General features: G+C 40.0%; 15 protein-coding genes. 10 read left to right on the plus strand and 5 right to left on the minus strand.

Features of this window, described 5'->3' with window-relative positions:
* Positions 1–332 precede the first annotated feature (332 nt).
* Positions 333–1,721 carry an outer membrane protein transport protein gene (locus tag MWU78_RS04045; RefSeq protein WP_246995228.1) on the plus strand — a complete coding sequence of 463 codons (1,389 nt, stop codon included), beginning with the start codon at positions 333–335 and terminating at the stop codon, positions 1,719–1,721.
* 124 nt (positions 1,722–1,845) lie between these two features.
* Here the strand turns inward: MWU78_RS04045 and MWU78_RS04050 are convergent, their stop codons facing one another.
* The 4 genes from MWU78_RS04050 to MWU78_RS04065 are packed head-to-tail and all read right to left on the minus strand — an operon-like array spanning position 1,846 to position 6,512.
* Entirely contained in the window at positions 1,846–2,874 is a 1,029-nt protein-coding gene (locus tag MWU78_RS04050; protein WP_246995230.1) for a polysaccharide deacetylase family protein, read from the minus strand.
* A gap of 26 nt (positions 2,875–2,900) precedes the next feature.
* Positions 2,901–3,818, minus strand: coding sequence for an alpha/beta fold hydrolase (locus MWU78_RS04055; RefSeq protein WP_246995232.1), 918 nt, complete (start codon positions 3,816–3,818; stop codon positions 2,901–2,903).
* Entirely contained in the window at positions 3,805–5,190 is a 1,386-nt protein-coding gene (locus MWU78_RS04060) for a PhoPQ-activated protein PqaA family protein (RefSeq protein WP_246995234.1), read from the minus strand. Before MWU78_RS04060 ends, MWU78_RS04055 begins: the two co-directional genes overlap by 14 nt.
* A gap of 29 nt (positions 5,191–5,219) precedes the next feature.
* Entirely contained in the window at positions 5,220–6,512 is a 1,293-nt protein-coding gene (locus MWU78_RS04065; protein WP_246995236.1) for a hypothetical protein, read from the minus strand.
* Between the two features lie 301 nt (positions 6,513–6,813).
* Here MWU78_RS04065 and MWU78_RS04070 point away from each other — a divergent pair, with 301 nt between their 5' ends.
* The 6 genes from MWU78_RS04070 (at position 6,814) to MWU78_RS04095 (ending at position 16,366) form a co-directional block, all read left to right on the plus strand.
* On the plus strand, positions 6,814–7,761 hold the full coding sequence (locus MWU78_RS04070) for a PKD domain-containing protein (RefSeq protein ID WP_246995239.1): 948 nt from the start codon (positions 6,814–6,816) through the stop codon (positions 7,759–7,761).
* A 44-nt stretch (positions 7,762–7,805) separates the two neighbouring features.
* The gene (locus tag MWU78_RS04075) at positions 7,806–11,210 is read left to right on the plus strand and encodes a SusC/RagA family TonB-linked outer membrane protein (RefSeq protein ID WP_246995241.1); all 3,405 of its coding nucleotides are present in this window, start codon (positions 7,806–7,808) and stop codon (positions 11,208–11,210) included.
* A gap of 23 nt (positions 11,211–11,233) precedes the next feature.
* Positions 11,234–12,892, plus strand: coding sequence for a SusD/RagB family nutrient-binding outer membrane lipoprotein (locus MWU78_RS04080; RefSeq protein WP_246995243.1), 1,659 nt, complete (start codon positions 11,234–11,236; stop codon positions 12,890–12,892).
* Positions 12,893–13,275: 383 nt separating this feature from the next.
* Complete coding sequence (locus tag MWU78_RS04085; protein ID WP_246995245.1) at positions 13,276–14,397, plus strand: metallophosphoesterase; 1,122 nt, start codon at positions 13,276–13,278, stop codon at positions 14,395–14,397.
* Between the two features lie 14 nt (positions 14,398–14,411).
* The gene (locus MWU78_RS04090) at positions 14,412–15,683 is read left to right on the plus strand and encodes a hypothetical protein (RefSeq protein ID WP_246995247.1); all 1,272 of its coding nucleotides are present in this window, start codon (positions 14,412–14,414) and stop codon (positions 15,681–15,683) included.
* A 17-nt stretch (positions 15,684–15,700) separates the two neighbouring features.
* Positions 15,701–16,366 carry a hypothetical protein gene (locus MWU78_RS04095; protein ID WP_246995250.1) on the plus strand — a complete coding sequence of 222 codons (666 nt, stop codon included), beginning with the start codon at positions 15,701–15,703 and terminating at the stop codon, positions 16,364–16,366.
* Between the two features lie 118 nt (positions 16,367–16,484).
* Here MWU78_RS04095 and MWU78_RS04100 read toward each other — a convergent pair whose 3' ends face one another.
* Positions 16,485–17,333, minus strand: a complete 849-nt coding sequence (locus MWU78_RS04100) for an AraC family transcriptional regulator (protein WP_187586779.1) — start codon at positions 17,331–17,333, stop codon at positions 16,485–16,487.
* Positions 17,334–17,633: 300 nt separating this feature from the next.
* Here MWU78_RS04100 and MWU78_RS04105 point away from each other — a divergent pair, with 300 nt between their 5' ends.
* The 3 genes from MWU78_RS04105 to MWU78_RS04115 all read left to right on the plus strand — a co-directional run bounded on the left by MWU78_RS04105 (position 17,634) and on the right by MWU78_RS04115 (position 21,869).
* The gene (locus tag MWU78_RS04105; protein WP_246995252.1) at positions 17,634–18,560 is read left to right on the plus strand and encodes a dihydrodipicolinate synthase family protein; all 927 of its coding nucleotides are present in this window, start codon (positions 17,634–17,636) and stop codon (positions 18,558–18,560) included.
* Positions 18,561–18,663: 103 nt separating this feature from the next.
* Positions 18,664–20,097, plus strand: coding sequence for a PHP domain-containing protein (locus MWU78_RS04110; protein WP_246995254.1), 1,434 nt, complete (start codon positions 18,664–18,666; stop codon positions 20,095–20,097).
* Entirely contained in the window at positions 20,094–21,869 is a 1,776-nt protein-coding gene (locus MWU78_RS04115) for a TIM-barrel domain-containing protein (protein WP_246995256.1), read from the plus strand. The genes MWU78_RS04110 and MWU78_RS04115 overlap by 4 nt, the downstream gene beginning before the upstream one ends.
* The last annotated feature ends 10 nt before the right edge of the window (positions 21,870–21,879 follow it).

Consider the following 21,879-nt stretch of genomic DNA (forward strand, 5'->3'; position numbering starts at 1 on the left):
CTGTTAGTTCCACCTTTGCATTAATATAGTGTAGTTATAGTGCCATAAATATTAATCCTGTAATGGTCTTGCTTTTATGTCATGGACTGGGGTAGAGGTAAAAGTCATGTGGCTAAGCCTTAATGCCTAGGTGTAGTTGGAGGTGTTCATATGGGTTATTTCTCTTTTACCCATTTATTGAGTTTTGCTTTCTAGACCTTACATATGCCACGGGTATATCCAAGTTAATTTATTATTAACCTATTAGTCCTATAGATTTTATTTTGTAGTTTTGCGCTTGGTTATTAGGGCCCCAAGAAAGGCTTGAAGTAGAATTTTAAACAACTATCAAAATGCATAAATTAACAAGTAACATTTGGAGCTTTTCTGGAATTTTAAGGAGACTCTTTCTAATATTTTTTTTACTGATATTCGGCTCAGAAACGCAGGCGCAGGTAGGCCATGTGCTCCAAGGGGTTGGAAGTGTTAATACCTCCATGGGTGGTGCTGCCACAGCTCAACCGTTGGATATTAGTGGTGCTTTATTGTGGAATCCCGCCTCACTCTCATCTTTTGACGGACAGATACTGTCAGTTAATGGAGGTTTGTTTTTTTCGGACCCTTCCATTTCATCTACCGTTCCAACAGAAAATGGGCCTTTCAGCGGTTCTACGGGCGATGACCGCGGTGTCTCTGTATTGCCTTCCCTAGCCTATGTATGGGGAAAGGCCGAAAGCAAACATACCTATGGAATCTCTGCTTTTGGTGTTTCCGGTTTTGGTGTTACTTTCCCAGAAAGTCAGAACAACCCTATAACCATGCCACAGAGCTCAGGCGGGTTTGGCCGTATAGAATCGGATTATGCTTTACTTCAGGTGAGTTTTGCCTATACTTATCAGCTAACAGACAAGATTTCTTTGGGGATACAACCCAATTTTAATTATGCTACTTTGGAAATTGGCCCAAACCCACTGGCTGCACCTAGTCAGTCCCTAGGTTATCCCAATAGTGATAAAGCCAACGCCATTGGCATAGGGGCACAGCTGGGCCTTTTTTACGATTCTGGAAGTGGATTGAAGTTGGGTGCTTCTTATAAATCCAAACAAGTTTTCAATGACTTTAGTTTTAGCAATACCTATTTGGACGGAACCGAGGCTCCTGGAGTAGATTTTAATATGGACTATCCGGCAATTTATTCCTTAGGACTGGGCTATTCTAAAGGGGATTTTGATTATGCCCTGGATTACAGGTTTATAGACTATGAAAATACGGATGGCTTTAGAAAGTCGGGTTGGCAATTGGCAGAAAGTGGGGATTTCGCAGGATTTCCTACAGGGGCTGTACAAGGGTTCGGATGGCAGAGTATCTCTGTCATCTCTACGGGTCTTCAATATAAGGGTATCCAAAGATTGCCATTGCGTATAGGGTATACCTATAGTGAAAACCCTATTCAGGAAGAATTTGTTTTCATGTCCTCACCCGCCACCGCGGTCATTAAAAATGCATTTCAGTTTGGCCTCAGCTACCAGATATCTGAGCGTTTGAGCCTAGACCTTGCTTATCACCATGGAACTAGTAGTGGCTCAACAACTGGCCCTTTGTTAAATCCAACGCCTGATAGCGCTGGAGGTCCATGGAACGCGGACACCAACCCTACCGGGGCTATCCCAGGAAGCGAAGTGGGATATGACATGACCACTGATCTTGTAATAGTAGGGTTTAATTATTCCTTTGGCCAGTAGAGATCGCATTCTTGGGAATTATTGCGAATTCTTGGTTGTCCACTATTGTGTGTAACGATAGTGGACTTGAACAGCCAGAGTATCTTTGAATGTTCGGGTTATGAGTATATAATTAGTGCTCGATTCAATTCATGGAATTGAATCGACTCATGATTTCTTTCCAATTGGTAAAAATAATTCCTTCCTCCTTGAAAAAATTGATTAATTCGGGGTCTGCAAAAATCTCCGTTTCCCAAACCCTTTGTTGCCATGATCCGGTAATACTTCTTAGGTTATCGGTATCAACGGAGGGGTGGAAAATGATTTCTGTAAGACCTGGTTTCAAGGATTTTATCAATTCTTTAAAGCTTTCCAGTTTTTCTTCATAAGTAGCTGCCTTTGGTGCACTCGTAAAATAATCCAGTTTGGGCAATGTGTATTCTGCAGACATTTTAACGACCGAATCATCCATTGGATAGCCTTTGGCCCTAAATTCGGCCAAAACAGACGGTACCGATATATCAATGATGTTTGCCGGGATACCGTATTCTTGAGCCACCTTAATGTAAGCTTTTACATAACTGGGATGGCCGAATAAGGTACCCATGTGGGTGTCTATGTGGTCTGGTCTATAACCCCATGCTATGGATTGCTCAATTTGGGCCCGTATTTCTTTTTCAACCTCCTCGGCAGTGGCGTGTTGTACTACTTCTGGTACACTCCGCCATAGTTTATCTTCTGGGTCCAATAATCCAGGGACTTCGGCGTCCGGGGTAATAGGGCCCCAACGATGCTTTTTCCATTCACTGGTCAGGGTAAGATGAAGGCCAATATCCATTGCTGGGTTTTCCTTTGCCCAATTGATAAATTCTTCGGCATTTGGACAAGGTATCATAACGGCAGCGGATTGTATTTGCCCCTTGCTTAATTGTTCCTTGGCGGCTATGTTTGCTTCTGGACACATCCCAATATCATCTGCGTGCAGCATGATTACCTTTTTTCCGGCCGGCCATCCCAATTTTTCGGCCCAAGTGTTGGCCACAGCCAATGTCTTTTGTTCCGTGGTTTCTGAATTAATGGCTGCATCTGCATTTTTTTTCTTTTCCCCACAATTAATTAACAAGAGAGCCATACATAGGCTCATGAATAGGGAGATTGGATATGACTTTTTCATTTTATTATTTTTTTTGATGTATGCGTTCATAAATATTTTTTAAACCAATTGAGCCCGTCCCCAAAAATTATATCCAACGGGGCATCCCTATGCTTGGCATCATACCATATAATTTCCTTGGGTTCATTGGCGGCATTAAAAAGTAAGGTACTCATTAATGGGGGTACTATTTCGTCATTTTTTGCATTTAGCATTAGGAAGGGACGGGGAGTAATTTCTTTCACAAAGTTTAAAGGCTCAATGATGCTGACAAAATCTTTCGCCTTTTTGGAAAGGGCCTCTTTTTCGTACAATAAATTCAATTGTCCACCGGCCAAAGCTACTATGGGAACTTTTATACGTTTGTCCACACCACAAAAAATGGTACCGGTAATTCCACCTAAACTTATGCCGTAATATCCAATTCTTTGGGCATCCAATCCTTCACGGGTTTCAATAAAATCTACAGCCCTTCTTAAATCGAATACGGTCTGACTGATAATGTCCCTACTCCAGTTTTTATAAGTCCCGGTCAGATTAAAATCATAAACGTCATTTTTTCGTTCCCCGTGCTGACTGAAATCGATCCTTAGCACCGTATAACCGTTTTTAAGGAAAAGATCGTTGCCATAGGCCACATAATCCACACTTTTGTTGTCTCCCAGGCCGTGCATTAAAATTATTACGGGTAGGGGAGAGGTGCCAATTTTGGGTACACTTAACAGACCGGTCACGTTTTTATCGTGCACACTATTATAGGAAACATGATAAAGGGTGTAATTTGTTGTATCCTTTAAAAGCGTAATGGTATCCTTCAGGGGTATCGCCCTATCATAATCGTAGTACTCACTCACGGGGAAATTTTCGCTGGTATCACTGGCGTAAATGATGGTAAAAGCCAGTAACAAAAGAATGGCGAAAATCCCTGAAAACCAATATATCCGTTTTTTGCTAAAGGATTTCATCGTCGTCCGCTACATACATTCTAGTGCTCTTGGTGTATTTTCCTCCATTGGGATCGGCATATTCCAGATCGATATAAAAAGCCTTGAAACCACCTTTAGGGAACTTTACCTGCTGTAGAATATGGTCATGGTCTTTGGAATCTATTTTTTCTGAGGTCCATTCCTCGTCCCTAAAGTCCCTATCTGAAGAATCTGCAGACCATATGTAGGCATTTTCAAGTTCATCTGAGGTAGTTTTGACCGTTAGGGTAGCCGATTTTTTGTCGGTTGTTAGCTCGTAGGCCAAGGTAGCCTGAGGAGTCTTGTTTAGCGATTTCCCCCAAAAGGCACTTAGAGCCCTCACGGCCTGTTCACCGCCACCTAGGTCATGACCGGCATTGGGTACGTAATGAATGTAGTTTTCACCAGGAATATCATTAATATAATTCTTTATAGCATCTACGGGCCAGTATTCATCGTTAGTGCCGATAAATATTAATTTTGGCATTGTTAAATTGGCTCTGTAAGAATAGGGGTCTACCATTTGCGTTAGGGCCTCACCGTCCTCTGATCTTACTGTTTGTGGGATTTCCAAATTAATGTAATCATTGATCTGTACGCTGTATTCGTTCCAAGCCGTAATTTGGTAATCCAAACTAACGGGCATATTTAAAACGTCTATTACCATTGGGGCTATGGTCTCTACCCTCTTATCGTTTGCCCCGGTCAACCAGGTGGTCCATCCCCTTTTGGAAGCTCCCGTTACCGTAAAGCGTGTAACCTCCTTTTGCAGCTTATTACTCGAGAATTCCTGTACGGCATCCATAGCCCTAGTGGCACTTTTTACCATTGGGAATAGTAAAGGCCATGTTAGGTCCTTATCATTTTTGTAATTGTGCAGGGTAAAGGAAATAAGTTCATCTTCCGTTAGGCCGTCATAAAGCGGTTGATTGGGAACCTGCCTTACAATAGCAACTATAGCCTTGTTCTTTGCCGCTACCTGGGCAAAACTAATCGATTTCTTGTCTTCTTCATTGGAAGACCAATTGGGTATGCCCTCTTTTGTACTTCCGCCTGTTATCATAAGAAGGGCGCCGTCATAGGCAACCTCCTTGGGTACCAAAATGGTCAGTTCATGGGTCCAGACATGTTCCCTCCATTTTTGGGAGGTCAATAATAGCTCATAGGCTGTTATATCCCCTATGGGATAATTCTCTTTTAGTTCCCATTTATAGGTCTGGTCATTATTGTTTAAGTAACTCTGTAATGCAGTTGTAGGAGTTACTTTCTCGACAGTTGGGGCAATGTTTTCCACCAACTTTTTTGAATTGTCCTTGCAGGAGGATATAAATAATAAGGACATTCCTAAGAAAAAAGAAAGCAATTTATTCATGAAGATATTTTGTTAAGTTAGCAATTATTTTACTTTTTAGGTTTTGGACTGTTTTTGATTAGGGTCAATAGGTTATCGATGAGGATTTCTCCTGTTTCTTCCCCTAGGCTTGTTCTACTTACATACTGGTACTTTTTAAAACTATTAAAATCTTCCTTTGTCAATATATAACCAAAGGCATCGTTGGTCAATCCAAAAAGGAAGGGATGTTCCGTGAGCATATTTCTTTTTAAATAGTAACCTATATTGGGTAGGGCTTCTCCAGGAATCGTAAGTATTTGGGCCGATCCAATATTCAAAAGGTTCAGGGTTGTACTCAGGGCACTGTCCGAGTCACCCATTTTTAAAGGGGAATTATTAATAATATAACGCATCATTTCCGAATCTATAGGGAATTCGGCCTGTTTGGAGGCACAATATAGTTCAGGATTCTCTTGGATGACAGCAGTGGAAATGATTCTTAGGGCTTCATCTGCCAAAAGGTTTCCAATGCGCTTACATTCTTCCCAATCATTGGCTTCAGCCTTGTTGTCCAACCTATTGTCCGCGGTAACCATTCCTCCTTGGGCACCATTCATAAAAAGTGCCATCCCGCCAGATTTGGTCTCAATTCGATCATATAATGGTCCAATAAGATCTGGACTTAAAATTCCTCGATCGCTGCCTATTACCTCTGGGTGTATTGCATAGTTTACCAATGTAACAATGGGCAGGTCCTTATTTTTTCCTTTGGTTCCCAAGGCTTGTATTACTCCGCATCTTGGATCGTACAATTCCGGGGCGTAATAATTGTAGGCTATTTTTCCTTTGGCTTCGCCCACCGCAATTTTTAGTTTTGCCGGTTCTAATTTTTTTGAAGCTTCATTCACCGCATCCGCAATTTGGTTTACACACCAATCCAGGTATTTTAAATCGGCTGCAAAATTTCCTTTTTCGTCAGGAAAGGCATAGGCATCTGGAGCACTGTGGGTGTGTGTTGCTCCTATTAATATATTGTTGAACGGAATGTCCTTGATTAGTTTTCTGGCTCTATTACCAAGCGCTGCCGGCCATCCGAGGTTATCTATGTTAACAATGGCTATTTTTTCTTCACCCTTTTTCAACACCATGGCCCTAACATATAGTTCTCCTTTTTTTTCCGTAGCGGTCTTTGGAGTCCCTACACCACCAGAAACCGAAATAAGAGGGTTGGGCGTAATTATTCGTTTGGCCGCACCAACCATTAGTTGTTGGGATTGGAGATTAAGGGAAAATAGAATGAAAAATGGAATGAGTAAAAAAACCCGACTGGCCTTACATACGTCGTAAGAATTATTTTTCATAAATCTTCACATTTAAATGTTAAAAATGCTCCTATTATGCATGCATAAAACTTGATAAGAATATTGACTTATTTCACAAAAATATATTTAATTTATCAAATCGAGGGTTAATATATAATGCATATTTAATAATATATCTGAATTGTATTGAATAATTTAAATATATTTTTGGTAATAGTGCAATCTAATGGTCGCAATATTAACAAATCGTTAACTAAGGGTTATCAAGTAGGAACAAGTAAGTGGTAATTCTTAATATTGGATCTTTGGGTACATATAAACTAACTTAAAACCATTATTTATGACTAAAAAAAATCTAATACTTCTGTATGGAGTTTTATTTTCAATGATGTTATCTCTGTCTTCGTGTAGCTCTGATGATAGTAGTAGTTCGGATATTCCTTTTACCGCTGATATTTTTCAGAGTACAGTCGGAAAGAAAGTAGCCTTCCAAGGGCTGACCAATAACGCAACATCTTGGACTTGGGATTTTGGTGATGGAGCTACCAGCAGTGAGAAAAACCCAGTACATGTTTATTCCGATGGTGGATACTACACTGCCAAGTTAACAGCAACCTCTGCAGATGGAAGTTCAATTACCAAGGAAGTGAATTTGGCCTTGGATATTACACCTTATGTATTGTTGACGGGAGGTGCCACTGCGGAAAGTGGTAAAACCTGGAGGATTTCTTCCGGAAGTTCAGCTAATGATTACTTTGCCTTTGCCAATGCTGAGCTCACTCCTTTTCCAGGTGCTCCAAACCCCTTGCCAGCCGGTATTTTTGGATCTGGGTTGGGTATGGGAGAGATTTATGAGGACGAGTTTACCTTTTATTTTGATGGCGGCTACGCACACGATGTAAAAGCGGATGGTGCGGCTTTTAGCGGGTATCTTTATCAATATGTAACTACAGGGGGTGCCGGTATCGTAAATGGTGGTGGGGTTGATTTTGGACTCTGTACGGGTGTTTTTGTACCCGAATCAGGTTCTACTTTCACATATGTAGAGAGTGATAATTTTGAAACTTCTTCAGCGATAGAGCCAAGTGGGAAAGTGTCCTTTAATGGAGTGAGTACGCTCAGTTTTTCTGGGTCCGAATTTATCGGCCTATTGGATTTTGAACGCAGAGTCATCATTCAGAATATCACCGATAAATCCATGCGGCTGATCATGTTTTTGGCGGCCTCACAGGATGCAATTGGTATAAATACCAATGCCGTTATATTGACCTTTGAAGCTGTTGAATAATTATTAATAGATTACAAATAGATAACCAATTATATATATTAAATATGGAGATACACTATTCTATAAAAGACCCTGTGAGGAAATTTATGTGTTCCTTACTTTATTTGACCTTGCTAATGGCTGGTCATGCCGTATCGGCCCAGAATACCTTTCTGAAGGTTTCGGGTACGGTAACCTCTTCAGAAGATGGTATACCCTTGCCAGGGGTAAGTATTATTTTAAAGGGAACCAATACAGGTAAGATAACCGATTTTGATGGTACTTACAGTTTGGATGTGCCCAATGGTACCGGTACTCTTGTTTTTTCCTATTTGGGATTCGAGACCAAGGAGATTGGTGTTAATGGCCAAGCAATAATCAATGTTGTCATGAATCCCAGCACACAAGAGCTTGATGAGGTGGTCGTTACTGCCTTGGGAATAAAGCGAGAGGATAAGTCGTTGGGGTATTCCGTGGAAAAGGTAGTTGGTCAAGAGTTGACCCGTGTTGCGAATCCTAACGTAGTGAATTCCTTGTCAGGTAAAGTGTCAGGGGTCACCATTAACAGTACAGGAGGCACAGGGTCTTCAGTAAGTATGGTAATTAGGGGTGCAATTTCCCTAAGTTCCGACAACCAGCCATTGTTTGTAATCGATGGTGTTCCTATAGAGAATTCCCTCAATAATATTGGAGGCTTTGGCGACAGAAACCCGGTTGATTACGGAAATGCCATTTCCGATCTTGACCCGGAGAGCGTAGCAAACGTTACTATATTAAAAGGAGCCAGTGCTGCGGCACTTTATGGTACTCGTGCGGGGAACGGTGTTGTGCTGATTACCACAAAAAGAGCCAAAGCAGGTGAAAAAATGAAGATTGAATTCACATCTAATACGGTTTTTGACATTCCTTACAAATTTATTGATACACAATCCCGTTTTGCAACTGGTTATTTGTCTTATTCACCTGAATCTGAAGGTGGGAGTATGATAATGCCCGATGCCATTCCTGCTGGTGGAAACGGTGGACCGGAATTGGATAAGGGTTATTTTGCGGTACAATGGAATTCTCCATTGGACGCCAATGGCGTTGCAATCCCTACGGAACTCAAATCTTATCCAAATAATATTCAGAATTTTGTCAACACAGGGATCACAACTACCAATAGTCTGGCAATTACTAATAGTTCCCAATGGTTAAACCTTAGGTTTGGGGTATCTACTATGGACAATACAGGGATTATTCCTAATTCCGATATGCAGCGGAATAGTTATAATTTATCCGCAACTTCCAATTTAAATAATAAACTTACGTTTAGTACCAATTTGAATTTTGTACACAGTTATGCTAAAAATAGACCAGCTTCCAATAGGGGCACCAATCCGCTAGAGAATGCTTATTATGTGCCGCCCAGTATTGATATTATGGCGATAAAGGACTACAAACTTCCAGGTAATGAAGTTTACAATTTTTCCGATGATTACCCTAATCCATGGTTTATGGCCAATGAGATTAACAATGGATATTCTAGGTACAGACTCTACGGAAATATGGCAATGGAATGGAACGTATCACCGGAATTTACCATTAAGAGTAGCTATAATATTAACAATTTCAATCAGACCCAGGATACAAAAATGGCTCCGGGTTATAGTAGGGAACCAAACAATGGAACCTATGGTATCGCCAAATCCGATGGTTTGGAGACGAACGTAGATTTGTTGGCAACCTATGCCAAAAAATTTGAAGGCTTTGATTTGTCTGTCTCGGGAGGAGGAAACCTAATGTATCAGAAACAAACTGGTATCAGTAATTCATCAGCTAACCAGGCGGGACTTATAGTGCCTAACTTATTCACTATAGATAACATTGCCCCAACATCTTTACGATATTCCAGCTATTCTCACGAGCGGGGTATAAACAGTATTTATGGATTGGCCAATTTTGGGTTTTGGGATATGTTGTATTTGGATATTACGGCTAGGAATGATTGGTCCAGTACGCTACCGGTAGAAAATAGATCTTATTTTTACCCCTCTGGATCCTTGAGTTTTTTGCTCAGCGAGTTGATAGATATTCCAAAAGTCGATCTTTTGAAATTTAGGGGCGGTTATGCCGAGGTTGGGAACGATACCGATCCTTATCAATTGGATACTTATTATAACAATGGCGGTTATTGGGGAGATGCTATAATGTACGGGGCAGGTTCCCTGAATACTCCGAACCTTGAGCCGGAAAGAGCCCGTTCCTGGGAATTGGGTATGGATATGGCTATGTTTAAAAATAGGGTGCGCTTTTCTGGTACCTATTACATTGTTGAAAATAAGAACCAGATCATTCGTGTTCCTATATCGCCTTCTTCCGGAAGTTCTAGTGTGGGCATCAATGCAGGTACCTTGGAAAGCAAGGGATATGAACTTTCCCTTGGCCTGACCCCTATAAGAACTGACGATTGGAATTTGGATCTCAACTTCAATTTCACTACTAATGAATCCAAAATTACTGCTTTAGCGGATGGAGTCGATTATATTCAATTTTGGGATGAGAATAAGAGTGTTTCCAGAGGGTATGTGGCCGACCCGGCAACCGGTGAGGATGGATTGGTCGGTAATATCTATTCCCCTATGATCAGAAGGGTGACCGATGTAAATTCTCCTTATTATAATTATCCAATTCTCGGAAGTGGGGAAGATGCTGAGTGGACGGCCTCAGAAGATAGGGTGAAAGTGGGCAACTACAACCCAGATTTTATCATGGGGTTGCAAACAACACTATCCTATAAGAATTTTACACTTAACATGACCTTCGATTGGCGTTCGGGAGGACAGTATATGTCACAAACCTCTAGGTATTTAGGAGATGATGGCTATATTAATAGGACTCTGAACAGTTTGGTGAATCCCGGGATTTCAGAACCTGGACCCGAACTAAAACAGTGGGTCCTAGATCATGCGGATGAATTAATTTTTGGTGAAAATTTTCTATCTGTAGGAGGAACTCCAGGGAATGGTGGATTCGCGGAAAATTTGAGTGGACGCACCGTTTATGATGGTATTTTTAGTCCTGGTGTTCAAGGGACTTACGATGCTCAAGGCAACTTTATATTGGAAAATGAAAACCTTGGGGATGTGGGCACCTCGTTTATACCATTCTCCGTTCAGAATCCATGGGATTTGGGGACACCAAATATGTTCGATGCGGATTATATAAAACTTCGTGAGGTTTCATTGAGCTACAATCTACCCAGGGAATTTGTAGATAGAATTGGGGTAAGTAACGTAATCTTTTCGTTGTACAGCAGAAATATAATGCTCTGGACCAAGGATTCTAATTTTGGGATAGACCCGGAAAGAGCATTTCAGGCAGAAACGGGTAAGGACAGTAGAGGTACTCAGTTTAAACAGGGTATAGAGCGTTACAACGTGGAGCCTTGGTTAGCTCCTATTGGAATCAAGATTGGAGTGACATTTTAATAAAAATTTAAACAGAAATTGAGATGTATCAAATAAAAAGCAAACTTACAATACTGATATTGGGTGTTATATTAACCGTATCATGCCATGGTCTGGAAGATTTGAATGTAAACCCGGACAAGATTGGCGGGGACAATGTGGATCCTAATCTTTTGGTTCCTACTGTAATTAATGGGGTAGGAAAGACTGTTGTTAATTTAGGATTTGGGGATTTGGCAGGAGTAATGCAGCACACCCAAAAGGATGGTTGGTCTAGTGGCCATAATGCTTATGATTGGAATAATCGTTCCCAGAGTTGGGCAGGATATTACCAGATTATGTATAATGGCAAAACACTGATCCAAAAGGCAGAGGACAGTGACTTGGACTTTCATCGTGCAGTGGGGCTAATAATGAAATCCTACATGTTCGGGCTTATTACCGACCTATGGGGAGATGCCCCATATACGGAAGCACTGCGTGGAGACGAAGGACCTGAGTACTTTGATTCTGAGTTTGATGATCAGCAAACAATTTATGAGGGTATTCAATCCGACTTAAAAACTGCAAACACCTTGTTATCTGGAAGTCAAGGTTCCTATGCCGGTATAGACGAAAGCCAGGATATACTGTTTGGTGGAAATGTTGCTAAATGGCGAAAATTTGCCAATTCCATCTCCCTGCGCTATTATATGCGTCTTTCGGCTAAAGATCCTTCCTGGGCTGAGCAAGGGGTCAAGGGAATAATTAACAATCCTCAGCAATTTCCATTGATATTGCAGGCCTCGGATGATGCCAATATGGCCTATATAGGTAATACCAGTGCTGATGCATGGCCATCGAACGTTAATTTTGATGCAAGTCCGCAAGGAAGCTATTTTAGGTTAAAAATGGGAAAGCCTTTAGTAGATAAACTGCAGGAGTTAAATGACCCAAGATTGGATGTTTGGGCAGCTGAAATTGCTGTTCCTATCGTATTGGTACCCGATGCCCCGAATGGAACCGACAATACCGTGGATGGAATAAGATATGTTTCTCAAGATATTGTGGATACATATGAGTCTCCCGAAGGGGTAGGTTATCCGGTAGATTATGACATGGAATACGTAGGTTACCCTCCAGGAATGACTTTTGGTATGGCTTATAATTTAAGTAAAAACACCAATCAAGGTGCTACCAACTTGCACGCTTCCCAATTAAACGAAATTTATAAGGAAGCAAGTGGCCCATTACTTCAGTCCAGATTGATTTCGGCTGCTGAAGTCAACCTTATCCTTGCTGAAGCCGCATTTAAAGGTTGGATAGGAGGAACAGCAATGCAGTATTACAATGAAGGTGTCAAACAATCCCTTGCTGCCTGGGGAGTGGAAGGTGATTATACTTCATATATTTCAGGTCCTGCTGCCTATACCGGTTATGCCGATATTATAGATCAAAAATGGATTGCCAGTTGGACTGCTGCCTCTGAGTCTTGGTTCGATTATAGAAGAACAGGTCTTCCCGACCTACAATCAGGGCCTGCATCCAAACGACAAGCTTTGCCGTTGCGTTTTTATTATAATATAGATGAGATAGATAACAATCCAAACGTTGAGACCGCTATAGATAAATTGGAACCCACGTCATTTAAGGGAGACGATGCCAGTAATAATAGTGCCTGGTCTAAAATGTGGTTGTTACAGGGCACTGGAAAACCGTATTAATTTGTTATTTGAATTAGTTTAGCAACTGTGTAAAAGGAGGCATTCCGTAAGGGCTGCCTCTTTTTATTCTAGGAGGGTAAATACCCCGAGACTTGTCTCGTTAGTAAATGGCTAAAGTTTGAAAACGTGTTCCTTTAAAATGCTCCGTGGGCTTTCCCCGGAGAAATTTATTCGACAGACCCGTATTTTAAAAAAGCCGAAGGTTAATTGCAATGTGAAAGTTAAACCAATACCGTCTTTTTTGGCTGGGTTTGCGCTAAACAACCTCTACCCTTTGGTAGGTTCCTTATAGGGACCAGGACTTGCTCTTGGGCTTAGCACCAGTTATTAATAATTTTTTTCTAATGTCGGATTATTTGTTCCGAACCATAAATTTTAAAATCATGCAAAAAGTGTTGTTCTTATTCCTCTTATTTATCAGTGTAATTAGTGTTGCACAAGAAAAGGATAAAATAGCCTTTGGGCCCTATATTCAGCAAATGGGTACCAAGGATGCCACCATATGCTGGTCAACTTTGGAGAGTGAGCCAACAATTACAGATAAGGATGGCAACGTTAAAACAATAGCGGAGTATAGACACCATAAAATACATTTGGGAGAATTGGAACCAAATACCGAATATCAATATGATGTGCTAAATGATGGGTCTGATGAAGGTAAGGGGACATTGACCACCTATCCCGATGAAATAATGCCCTTTAATTTTGCGGTTACCGGCGATTCCAGGAATAGGCACGATGTGCATGCAAAAATAGTGGCCAAAATTATGGAGACTAATCCAAGGTTTATCATCAATTCAGGAGATTTGGTGGCCAATGGGCGGTCTATTAGCGATTGGGAAGCCTTCTTTGGAGTTAACAAGGAGCTAATGAAAAATACACCTTACTATCCCGTTTTGGGCAACCACGAAAAGGATTCGCCCTACTATTACGATTTGTTCGATTTGCCCAACAATGAAAAATACTACTATTTCACGGTAGGCGATGCCCTATTTATTGTTTTGGATAGTGAGGGCAAGCAAATTTCCGAACCGGATTTTATCTCCGAAAAGAATAGTGACGCTTTCTGGCAAAGTGCCTTTTCAGAGTATTTTAATACCCATAAAGAATGGTTGGAAAACGTTTTAGAATTAAATAAGGAAGCGGGTTTTGTATTTATTTTCCAGCATAAGCCATTGTATAGCGCCATGAAAAACAGAAAGGCAGAAGCCGAACAGACCCGTAAGTTTTGGGGCGATATTTTTGAAAGACACAATGTTCAGGTGTTCTTGAACGGTCATGATCATCATTACCATCGTGCATTTAAGAATGGGGTGCATTATATTACTTCTGCCGGAGCCGGAGCTCCTTTGTACGACATAGATTTTGATCTTCCGGAAACAAAAAAATCCAGCAAAATAGAACATTTTGTGAATGTGCAGATCAATAAGAAAAACGCCTTTTTGTATGTGACGGACATAAACGGCGATGAAATTGAAACTGTGGAAATAAAAAGAAGAAAATAATCTTGGATAAAGTCATGGAAACAAAAAAAATAGGAATACCAATATTGATCGTTGCGATGGCACTCGCCACAGCCTGGGCTATACGTGGTCAGTTTGGACACGAACAAGGCGCTGCCTGGGCAGGGGCAATTGGTGGCCTTGCCTTAGTACTTGTTTCGGGGCGAAAGGATTGGTATAACAAAATGATGTTAATTGCTTTTGCATCGGCAGTGGGTTGGGGAGCAGGCGGTATGATCAGTTATGGAGTGGTAGTTGGTTATGGTTTTGCAGACAACTTTATTAACGCCTATTACGGACTTGGAATGCTCTTTGTTATTGGCGGACTTTTTGGGTTATTGGGAGGTGGGCTAGTAGGTTTAACTTTGGATTCCACAGAAGGTAAAAGGGTTAAGTGGGGGCAGTTGCTTTCCCTGATGATCGCTGGCGGACTTGTAGGTTATTATTTTTTGGTGGAGCAGATCGGCTTCAAAATGACACCTCCGCGATCAGAGGCTTGGGCCCTGTGTTTTGGCGCCGGGCTGGCCATGTTGTGGTATATGGCCAAGGAAAATAGAAATTCGGCCATTAGAGTGGCCTTATTCTCTATGTTGGGTGGAGGTATTGGTTTTAGCTTTGGTAATTTTTTACAGGTACTGGGAAATACATGGGAAATACCGTTTAATATGTGGAACGTTATGGAATACAGTATTGGATTTTTCGGTGGATCTGGAATGGCTTATGGCGTATTTAGTTCCAAATGGCCCAAAGAAATTCCTAGACCTAAAAAATGGGAAAATTGGTCGGCATTGTTGATTGTGGTACTCTTTATTCCATTAATCGTTTACAGGGAATCATTGACTTATGGCCATATTGCTAGACGTTTGGAGAGTTTGCCCAATATAGAGTCCATTGCTTCTACAAGTACCTTAATGGTGTTATTAGCGTTGCTTGCAATGTTGGTTATCATCTTTTGGAAATTCAAAAAAGAAGAATTCACGCAAAAGGATGTTTTGGTTACGTTTTTTACCATGCTTATTGCATATGCCTTTATGAGTTATGCCGTGACAGGAATTTTTGGGGGAGAAATGCACCTTAACCATCATCTTTATGTGATGAACATAATATTTATTTTCGCTTTGCTCAGATTCAGGAGTTTGCAATTTTCATTTGGAGAAATTGATAAGATAGACCTTAAAAAATGGCTTGTTTATTTGATCGTTGTACTTTTGGCAATCGCCATTTTGGCATTGATTGCTATAAATGTACATGGTGATCTGGGTGACAGGGATAGATTTCCCATGAATTAAATTGAGATTTGGTTTTTATGATTAAGAGTGAACAAAGAAAATACATAAAGATAATATGGACCATTTTTGGTATTTCCATGGGTTATGCGGTCTTAAGGTATAATGTGGTGGGTACGGTTGCATGGAAAGATTTACCAATATTTATATTGAACAAGGGAGTGTCATTGGCAGCAATCGTATTGCTTGCCTTTAGTTTTTCGATCAGGCCCCTAACCAATTTAGGAATGCCTTACTTAAATTTAGGATTGGAAAGCAGAAAGGTATTAGGTATTTCGGGCCTGCTTTTAACCATATTTCATGTTCTCCTTAGTTTTTTGATTTTCAATCCCCAATATTATCCAAAGTTTTTTGCAGGAGATGATAGTTTGTCCATAATAGGGAATTTTAGTTTGCTCTCCGGAATGGCCAGTTTTATGATATTGGGGATTTACCACTGGTGTTTTAATAACCGTTCCAGGGGCAAGGAGATGCTTATAGAGATTATCACCTCAAAAAAATTCTTATTAGGGTTACTATTTCTATTGGGGATACATCTTTTTTTTATGGGTTATTCCACTTGGTCTACACCTGCTAAATGGCAAGGAGGCTTGCCACCTATAAGTTTGATCTCCTTTGTGGTAGTTCTCTTCGGATTTGTTGTAAATGTATTGGGCAGGGCTTCTGTTAGGAAAGGAGTTAATTGATTATTTTGGCGAATCATTAATAAATGATAAAATAAATTTGTGCCCGCCATTGTATGGTTTGGCACGCATGGGAATAGATATAAACCCCTAATTAAACTTAAAGGAGTTCATTATTAAATTACCTAAATGTTTTTCTGTAATCCGACGGTGTTTTGCCCATAATATGCTTAAAGTAGTGGTTAAAATTAGCTAGATTGTTATACCCGCTTTCAAAGCAAATCTGTGTTATCTGCTTATCGGTTTCTGCCAGTAATTTTGCGGCAATACCCACCCTAACGCTTTTTACGTACTCCATAAAGGTGAGATTGGTTTTCTTCTTAAAATATCTGCAAAATGAACTGGGTGCCATATTTAGAACAGAAGCGGCCTCTTCCAGTTTTACACCTTCCTGAATATTTTGAAAGACATATTCGTAGACCTTATTTATTTTATCCAGATTTTTGGAGAAAACGGCTGAGCTATTATTTGGATTGGATAGATTTTCCCTTTCATCTATTTGCAGCAGAAAATTAAATATTTTAAGCATTTCAATATAGTATTCCAATCCTTGTAATTGGGTCATTTTCTCTAGGCTGTGTCTAATGTGGCTATCATTTTCCAGCTTAAAACGCAGTCCGGTACTCGATTGTTTTAACAAATCTACCACCTGTTCCAATTCTGGCATCCTAAAAAAATCGGAGTTTATAATGTCCTCGGAAAAATGTGTAACTATACAAAAAGGGTCATTGTCCCTTTCAAAATCCAAGGCTTCCCAGCAGTGGGGAAGATTAGGACCTAATAGAACCAGGTCACCTTTTTCAAATCCAGAGATGTTGTCGCCAACAATTCTTCTGCCCGATCCCGCGGTGATAAAATTTAATTCAAAATTTTTGTGGGAATGTATTTTCGCATTTGATGCCAAAGGTAATTTTCTTGATATAAATGAATGTTTGTTTGGTACAAATATTTTTTCAAAGATAAATTCCATAAGTTGGTATATTGACAATATTGGACTAATATAATTAAATTATTCAGAAATAAGGTTAAAATATAATGCAATTAAAACAATATTGTAGTGGCGGGGGATATTAAATTGGATTTAATTTGTTAGAACAACAATTCATGTCTCATAATATTGGAATCAGATGGTCCAGTGGTCAAACTATAGGATTAATTGCTTGCAAAATAGATTCATGAAAACCTAAAAAACCAACCACTATGAATACAGGAACTACGATAGTTTGTCAGTCGGATAGGTATTACCATTATTTAATCCATTAAATATAAAATGATGAAATTACCTGTAAAAGGAATAATACCTCCTATGATTACTCCCTTACTAGAGAATAAGGAACTGGATTTGTCCGGACTAAATAAATTGGTAAACCACCTTGTAGATGGTGGTGTTCACGGAATATTTATTTTGGGGACTACAGGGGAGGGGCCTAGTTTAAGTTATGAGGTTAGGAAACAACTTATATCGGAAACCTGTAGAATTGTCAATAAAAAGGTTCCAGTTTTGGTAGGGATTACGGATACGTCTTTTGATGGTACAATGGAAATCGCCAAGCACGCCAAAGAAGTAGGGGCAGATGCCTTGGTTGTAGCACCACCATACTATTTTCCAATTTCTCAAGAAGAAATGGGCGATTACCTTGAAAGTTTATTGCCTGAATTGCCATTGCCTTTTATGTTATATAACATGCCTAGCTGTACCAAGCTTCATTTATCCATTGAAGTTGTAAGAAGGGCAAAGGAGTTAGGGGCAATTGGTATTAAGGATAGTTCTGGAGATCTTACTTATTTGTATATGTTGATCGAAGAATTTAAAGCTGATCCACTATTTTCGGTAATTGCTGGAACCGAATTATTTTTACCGGAAACAATTATGAATGGTGGACATGGTGCGGTAGCCGGTGGAGCCAATTTTTTCCCGAAATTGTTTGTGGATTTGTACAATGCAGCGGAGGATAGAGATTTGGACAAAATAAGGTCTTTACGTGAACAAGTGCTAAAGATTCATAAAACAATATATGAGGTTGGGGAATATTCTTCCAGGCATATCAAAGGAACCAAGGCGGCTTTGTTGGCCATGAAAATTTGTCAAGATCATAGCGCTGAGCCACTCCAGAGATTTACAGAAGCACAACGAAGTCTAATCGAAGAATATATATCTCAATTCAATTATAAAAATGAATATAATTCTATTCATTGAAAGCGGTACTCGGGAATATTGACCATGCTTTCAGGAACAAGTTTTTGTTATGATATGGAAAAGTGGACTATATTGAAGCCTGTTGGTAATTGATATTAATAAAATGTTGAAAAAGTCGTTTGGCGCAGTTCCGTTATTCATTATTGCTGTTCTGGCACTTTTTTTTCATTTGGATATACTTATTATCGATGCGCTTACTTTGGAATCCTTACCAAGTTATGGTATCCACATTCAGATTTGGCGAATTCTTTTTGAACCTATTTTAGGATTATTACTATATTTCAATCGCTCCATTTACCCCTTACAGGAATTGCCTATAACTTTATTGTGGATAATGGTTTTTTATATAGGCCTGAGTCTAATTAAAGTTTTTAAAGTTCCTGTTGGTGCCATTAGGAGGCAAAGAGTGCTAAGATTTTTGGGAAACCTACCCTTGATTATCGGTGTTTGCTTTTCTGTTTTTATAGTTATTCTTTTCCTGCCGCTACCAAATAATACTATTGTCAATAATACTTCGGATGAGATATTGGTTACAACCCATGCCCATACGGAGTTTAGTCATGACGGATTAATTTCGCAGGACAAAATGTGGCAATGGCACAAAAGAAATGGGTTCGATGCCTTTTTTATAACCGATCATGCCAATCATAAAAAAACAATGGACTTCTCCTCCAGGCAAAAGGAAGGCCAATTTCCTTTGGAGCCATTGATAATGGTGGGTCAAGAACATTCGGGTTCCAATCATATGAGTTTATTGGGACTGAACGGGAAATTTGAAATCAAGGGGAAATCGGACTCCCTAATAGTGGATTTGGTGCATAAGTATGGAGGTGCTGTGATAATTAATCATTGGTTTGATGGGAAGGGGAATGACAAGGAGTTTTATAAGGACCTTGGGGCTGACGGCTTTGAAATTGAAAATGTCGGCAAGGAATTATATTATGATCGAACCAAATTTATGGATCTAAAAAAGTTCTGTGAAGAAAACAAGCTCCTTATGATTGGTGGACTGGATTTTCATGGTTACGGGAGGGCCTGTGGTTTATGGAATGCGTTTCAAATTCCCAATTGGCATCAAATGAATCCGGATGACAAGGAAAAATCTATTTTGGAAATATTAAGAAATAGGGATCAAAGTAGGGTAAAGGTACTCATGTACAAAGATCGACCTTTCTATAGTGAAGATAATTTGTTGTTCCAACCCTTTGTTACCTTGGTTAATTATTTTAGGACGCTTAATTTCTATCAGGTTTTATCCTGGGCCATTTGGTTGGTTTTGTTCCAATTGTTATGGAATTATAGAAGGCAACATTTTATTCCAATGCACAAAAGAATGGCCTTGACTGGATTGGTCAGTGCCTTGTTTTTAGTAGCCATGGGCTTATATTATATGTTTCGGGGCAATGCGGTTAAGGGCTATAGTAAAGTGTTTGCCGAATACAGTTCATTGCTGTTGACCATTGGCTCTGTCTTTATGATCTATTCACTTTTGACCATATATTTTAGATTCTTCAGAAAATTAAAAATTAAAACTTGAAAAGGAAAGTACTGAAAATAGGTGTTTTAGGATTTCTTCTTTTAGGTTTGGTCTCCTATTTTTATTGGGTTTTACCTGTGTGGGGAATACCTTTCAACGGGCAGCGTCATGGAAATCCACCTCTGACCCCAGCATGGGCTTTGGAATGTTGGCTTTGGGAAGACGATGTAAATACTTCAGATTATGTGGATGAGCTATTAAGGGGGTATAAGGAAAACGATATCCCAGTGAGAACCATTATTTTGGATAGTCCGTGGTCTGTGCGTTACAACGACTTTGAAATAGACACGATCCTTTATGAAAAACCCAATCAATGGTTTAAAAAGCTTCAGGACAATAATTATAGGGTGGTCTTATGGATGACCTCTATGGTAAATAGTTTTAGTAAAGACACCCAAATTAAAGATTCCAAGGATTGGTATGGCGGGGCTATGGATAATGGCTTCCTGGTCAAATCCAAGAACCCCAATAAATGGTGGAAGGGTGAAGGCGGTTTTATAGATTATACCAATGCAGATGCCATGCACTGGTGGCGGGGATTGCAACAGAATGTTTTTGATTTGGGTATTGATGGATGGAAGCTGGATGGCACTGCAACCTTATTCTGGAGCCAATTGGGTCCAATACCCATATTCTACAAGCGCACATCTAAAGGGTTTATGACCACTAGAACCTATATGGACCATTATTACAGGGATGAATACCGGCATGGGCTTACCCAAAACCCTGAGTTCGTTACCCTGACCAGATCTATAGACCGTGGGTTTCATCCTGAAGGATTTTCACCAATTGACGCCTCTCCCGTAAACTGGGTAGGTGATCAAAAGCACGAATGGGTAACGGATCAAATGATATTGGAAAGTGGGGACGAAAAAGTAGATATAGCGTTGGAAGGAATTCAGGGTTATGAGTCGGCCATAAAAAGCATACTTAAAAGCGCCGAGCTGGGATATAATATTGTGGGGTCCGATGTGGCCGGATTTTCTGGAAAAACAATTCCGCCAAGACTTTATATACGTTGGACGCAATTCTCCACCTTTTGTGGTCTGTTCATGAATGGTGGTCATGGCGAAAGGCGACTTTGGAAAAGAACGGAAGAGGAACTGCAGGTGATACGAAAGTTCTCTTGGTTGCATACGGAATTGGTGCCCTATATGTACCATTATGTTATTACTGCCCATGATGGGGGCAAAAGATTGCAGACACCCTTAAAACGGGGAAAATATCACTATATGTTCGGGGAAGATTTTTTGGTTGCTCCAATATATAAGGATTCGAAAAGAAGAAACATTAGGTTGCCTAAGGGCAAGTGGAGGTATTTTTTTAATGATAAAGATCTTCATGAAGGAGGGACGGATATTGAACGGGAATTTTCAATGGATGAATTTCCTGTTTATATAAAGGAGGGTGCCATAGTCCCTATGGATGTTAAGCGTGACTATACTGGTTTGGGTGACTTGGATTCAGAAGGGTTTACCACCATTTTGGTATATCCCAAAGGCGATAATAGTTTTGTATTTTATCATACGGATACTGTAGGGGAAACCAAGATTTCGTATTCAACTTTAGGTAAAAAATTGAAACTTTCACTGGATGGAACTAAAATATCCCATATCTTAAGAGTCCATTCCAATAGTGTTCCGGAATCCATCACTTTGGATGGACGTCCCATTGAAAAAGGCGTTTTCTGGAATTATGACGACTTAAACCATAAGCTTATTATCAAAAGTGGAGTGGAATATGGGAAAGGGGAATATGAAATCATTTTCTGATTATATCTTT

The organism is Arenibacter sp. F26102 (genome assembly GCF_023015865.1).
Classification (GTDB): domain Bacteria; phylum Bacteroidota; class Bacteroidia; order Flavobacteriales; family Flavobacteriaceae; genus Arenibacter.

Coding starts and splice junctions, on each gene's coding strand:
- MWU78_RS04045 (WP_246995228.1), top strand. CDS start 333: ATGCATAAATTAACAAGTAACATTTGGAGCTTTTCTGGAATTTTAAGG.
- MWU78_RS04050 (WP_246995230.1), bottom strand. CDS start 2,874: ATGAAAAAGTCATATCCAATCTCCCTATTCATGAGCCTATGTATGGCT.
- MWU78_RS04055 (WP_246995232.1), bottom strand. CDS start 3,818: ATGAAATCCTTTAGCAAAAAACGGATATATTGGTTTTCAGGGATTTTC.
- MWU78_RS04060 (WP_246995234.1), bottom strand. CDS start 5,190: ATGAATAAATTGCTTTCTTTTTTCTTAGGAATGTCCTTATTATTTATA.
- MWU78_RS04065 (WP_246995236.1), bottom strand. CDS start 6,512: ATGAAAAATAATTCTTACGACGTATGTAAGGCCAGTCGGGTTTTTTTA.
- MWU78_RS04070 (WP_246995239.1), top strand. CDS start 6,814: ATGACTAAAAAAAATCTAATACTTCTGTATGGAGTTTTATTTTCAATG.
- MWU78_RS04075 (WP_246995241.1), top strand. CDS start 7,806: ATGGAGATACACTATTCTATAAAAGACCCTGTGAGGAAATTTATGTGT.
- MWU78_RS04080 (WP_246995243.1), top strand. CDS start 11,234: ATGTATCAAATAAAAAGCAAACTTACAATACTGATATTGGGTGTTATA.
- MWU78_RS04085 (WP_246995245.1), top strand. CDS start 13,276: ATGCAAAAAGTGTTGTTCTTATTCCTCTTATTTATCAGTGTAATTAGT.
- MWU78_RS04090 (WP_246995247.1), top strand. CDS start 14,412: ATGGAAACAAAAAAAATAGGAATACCAATATTGATCGTTGCGATGGCA.
- MWU78_RS04095 (WP_246995250.1), top strand. CDS start 15,701: ATGATTAAGAGTGAACAAAGAAAATACATAAAGATAATATGGACCATT.
- MWU78_RS04100 (WP_187586779.1), bottom strand. CDS start 17,333: ATGGAATTTATCTTTGAAAAAATATTTGTACCAAACAAACATTCATTT.
- MWU78_RS04105 (WP_246995252.1), top strand. CDS start 17,634: ATGATGAAATTACCTGTAAAAGGAATAATACCTCCTATGATTACTCCC.
- MWU78_RS04110 (WP_246995254.1), top strand. CDS start 18,664: ATGTTGAAAAAGTCGTTTGGCGCAGTTCCGTTATTCATTATTGCTGTT.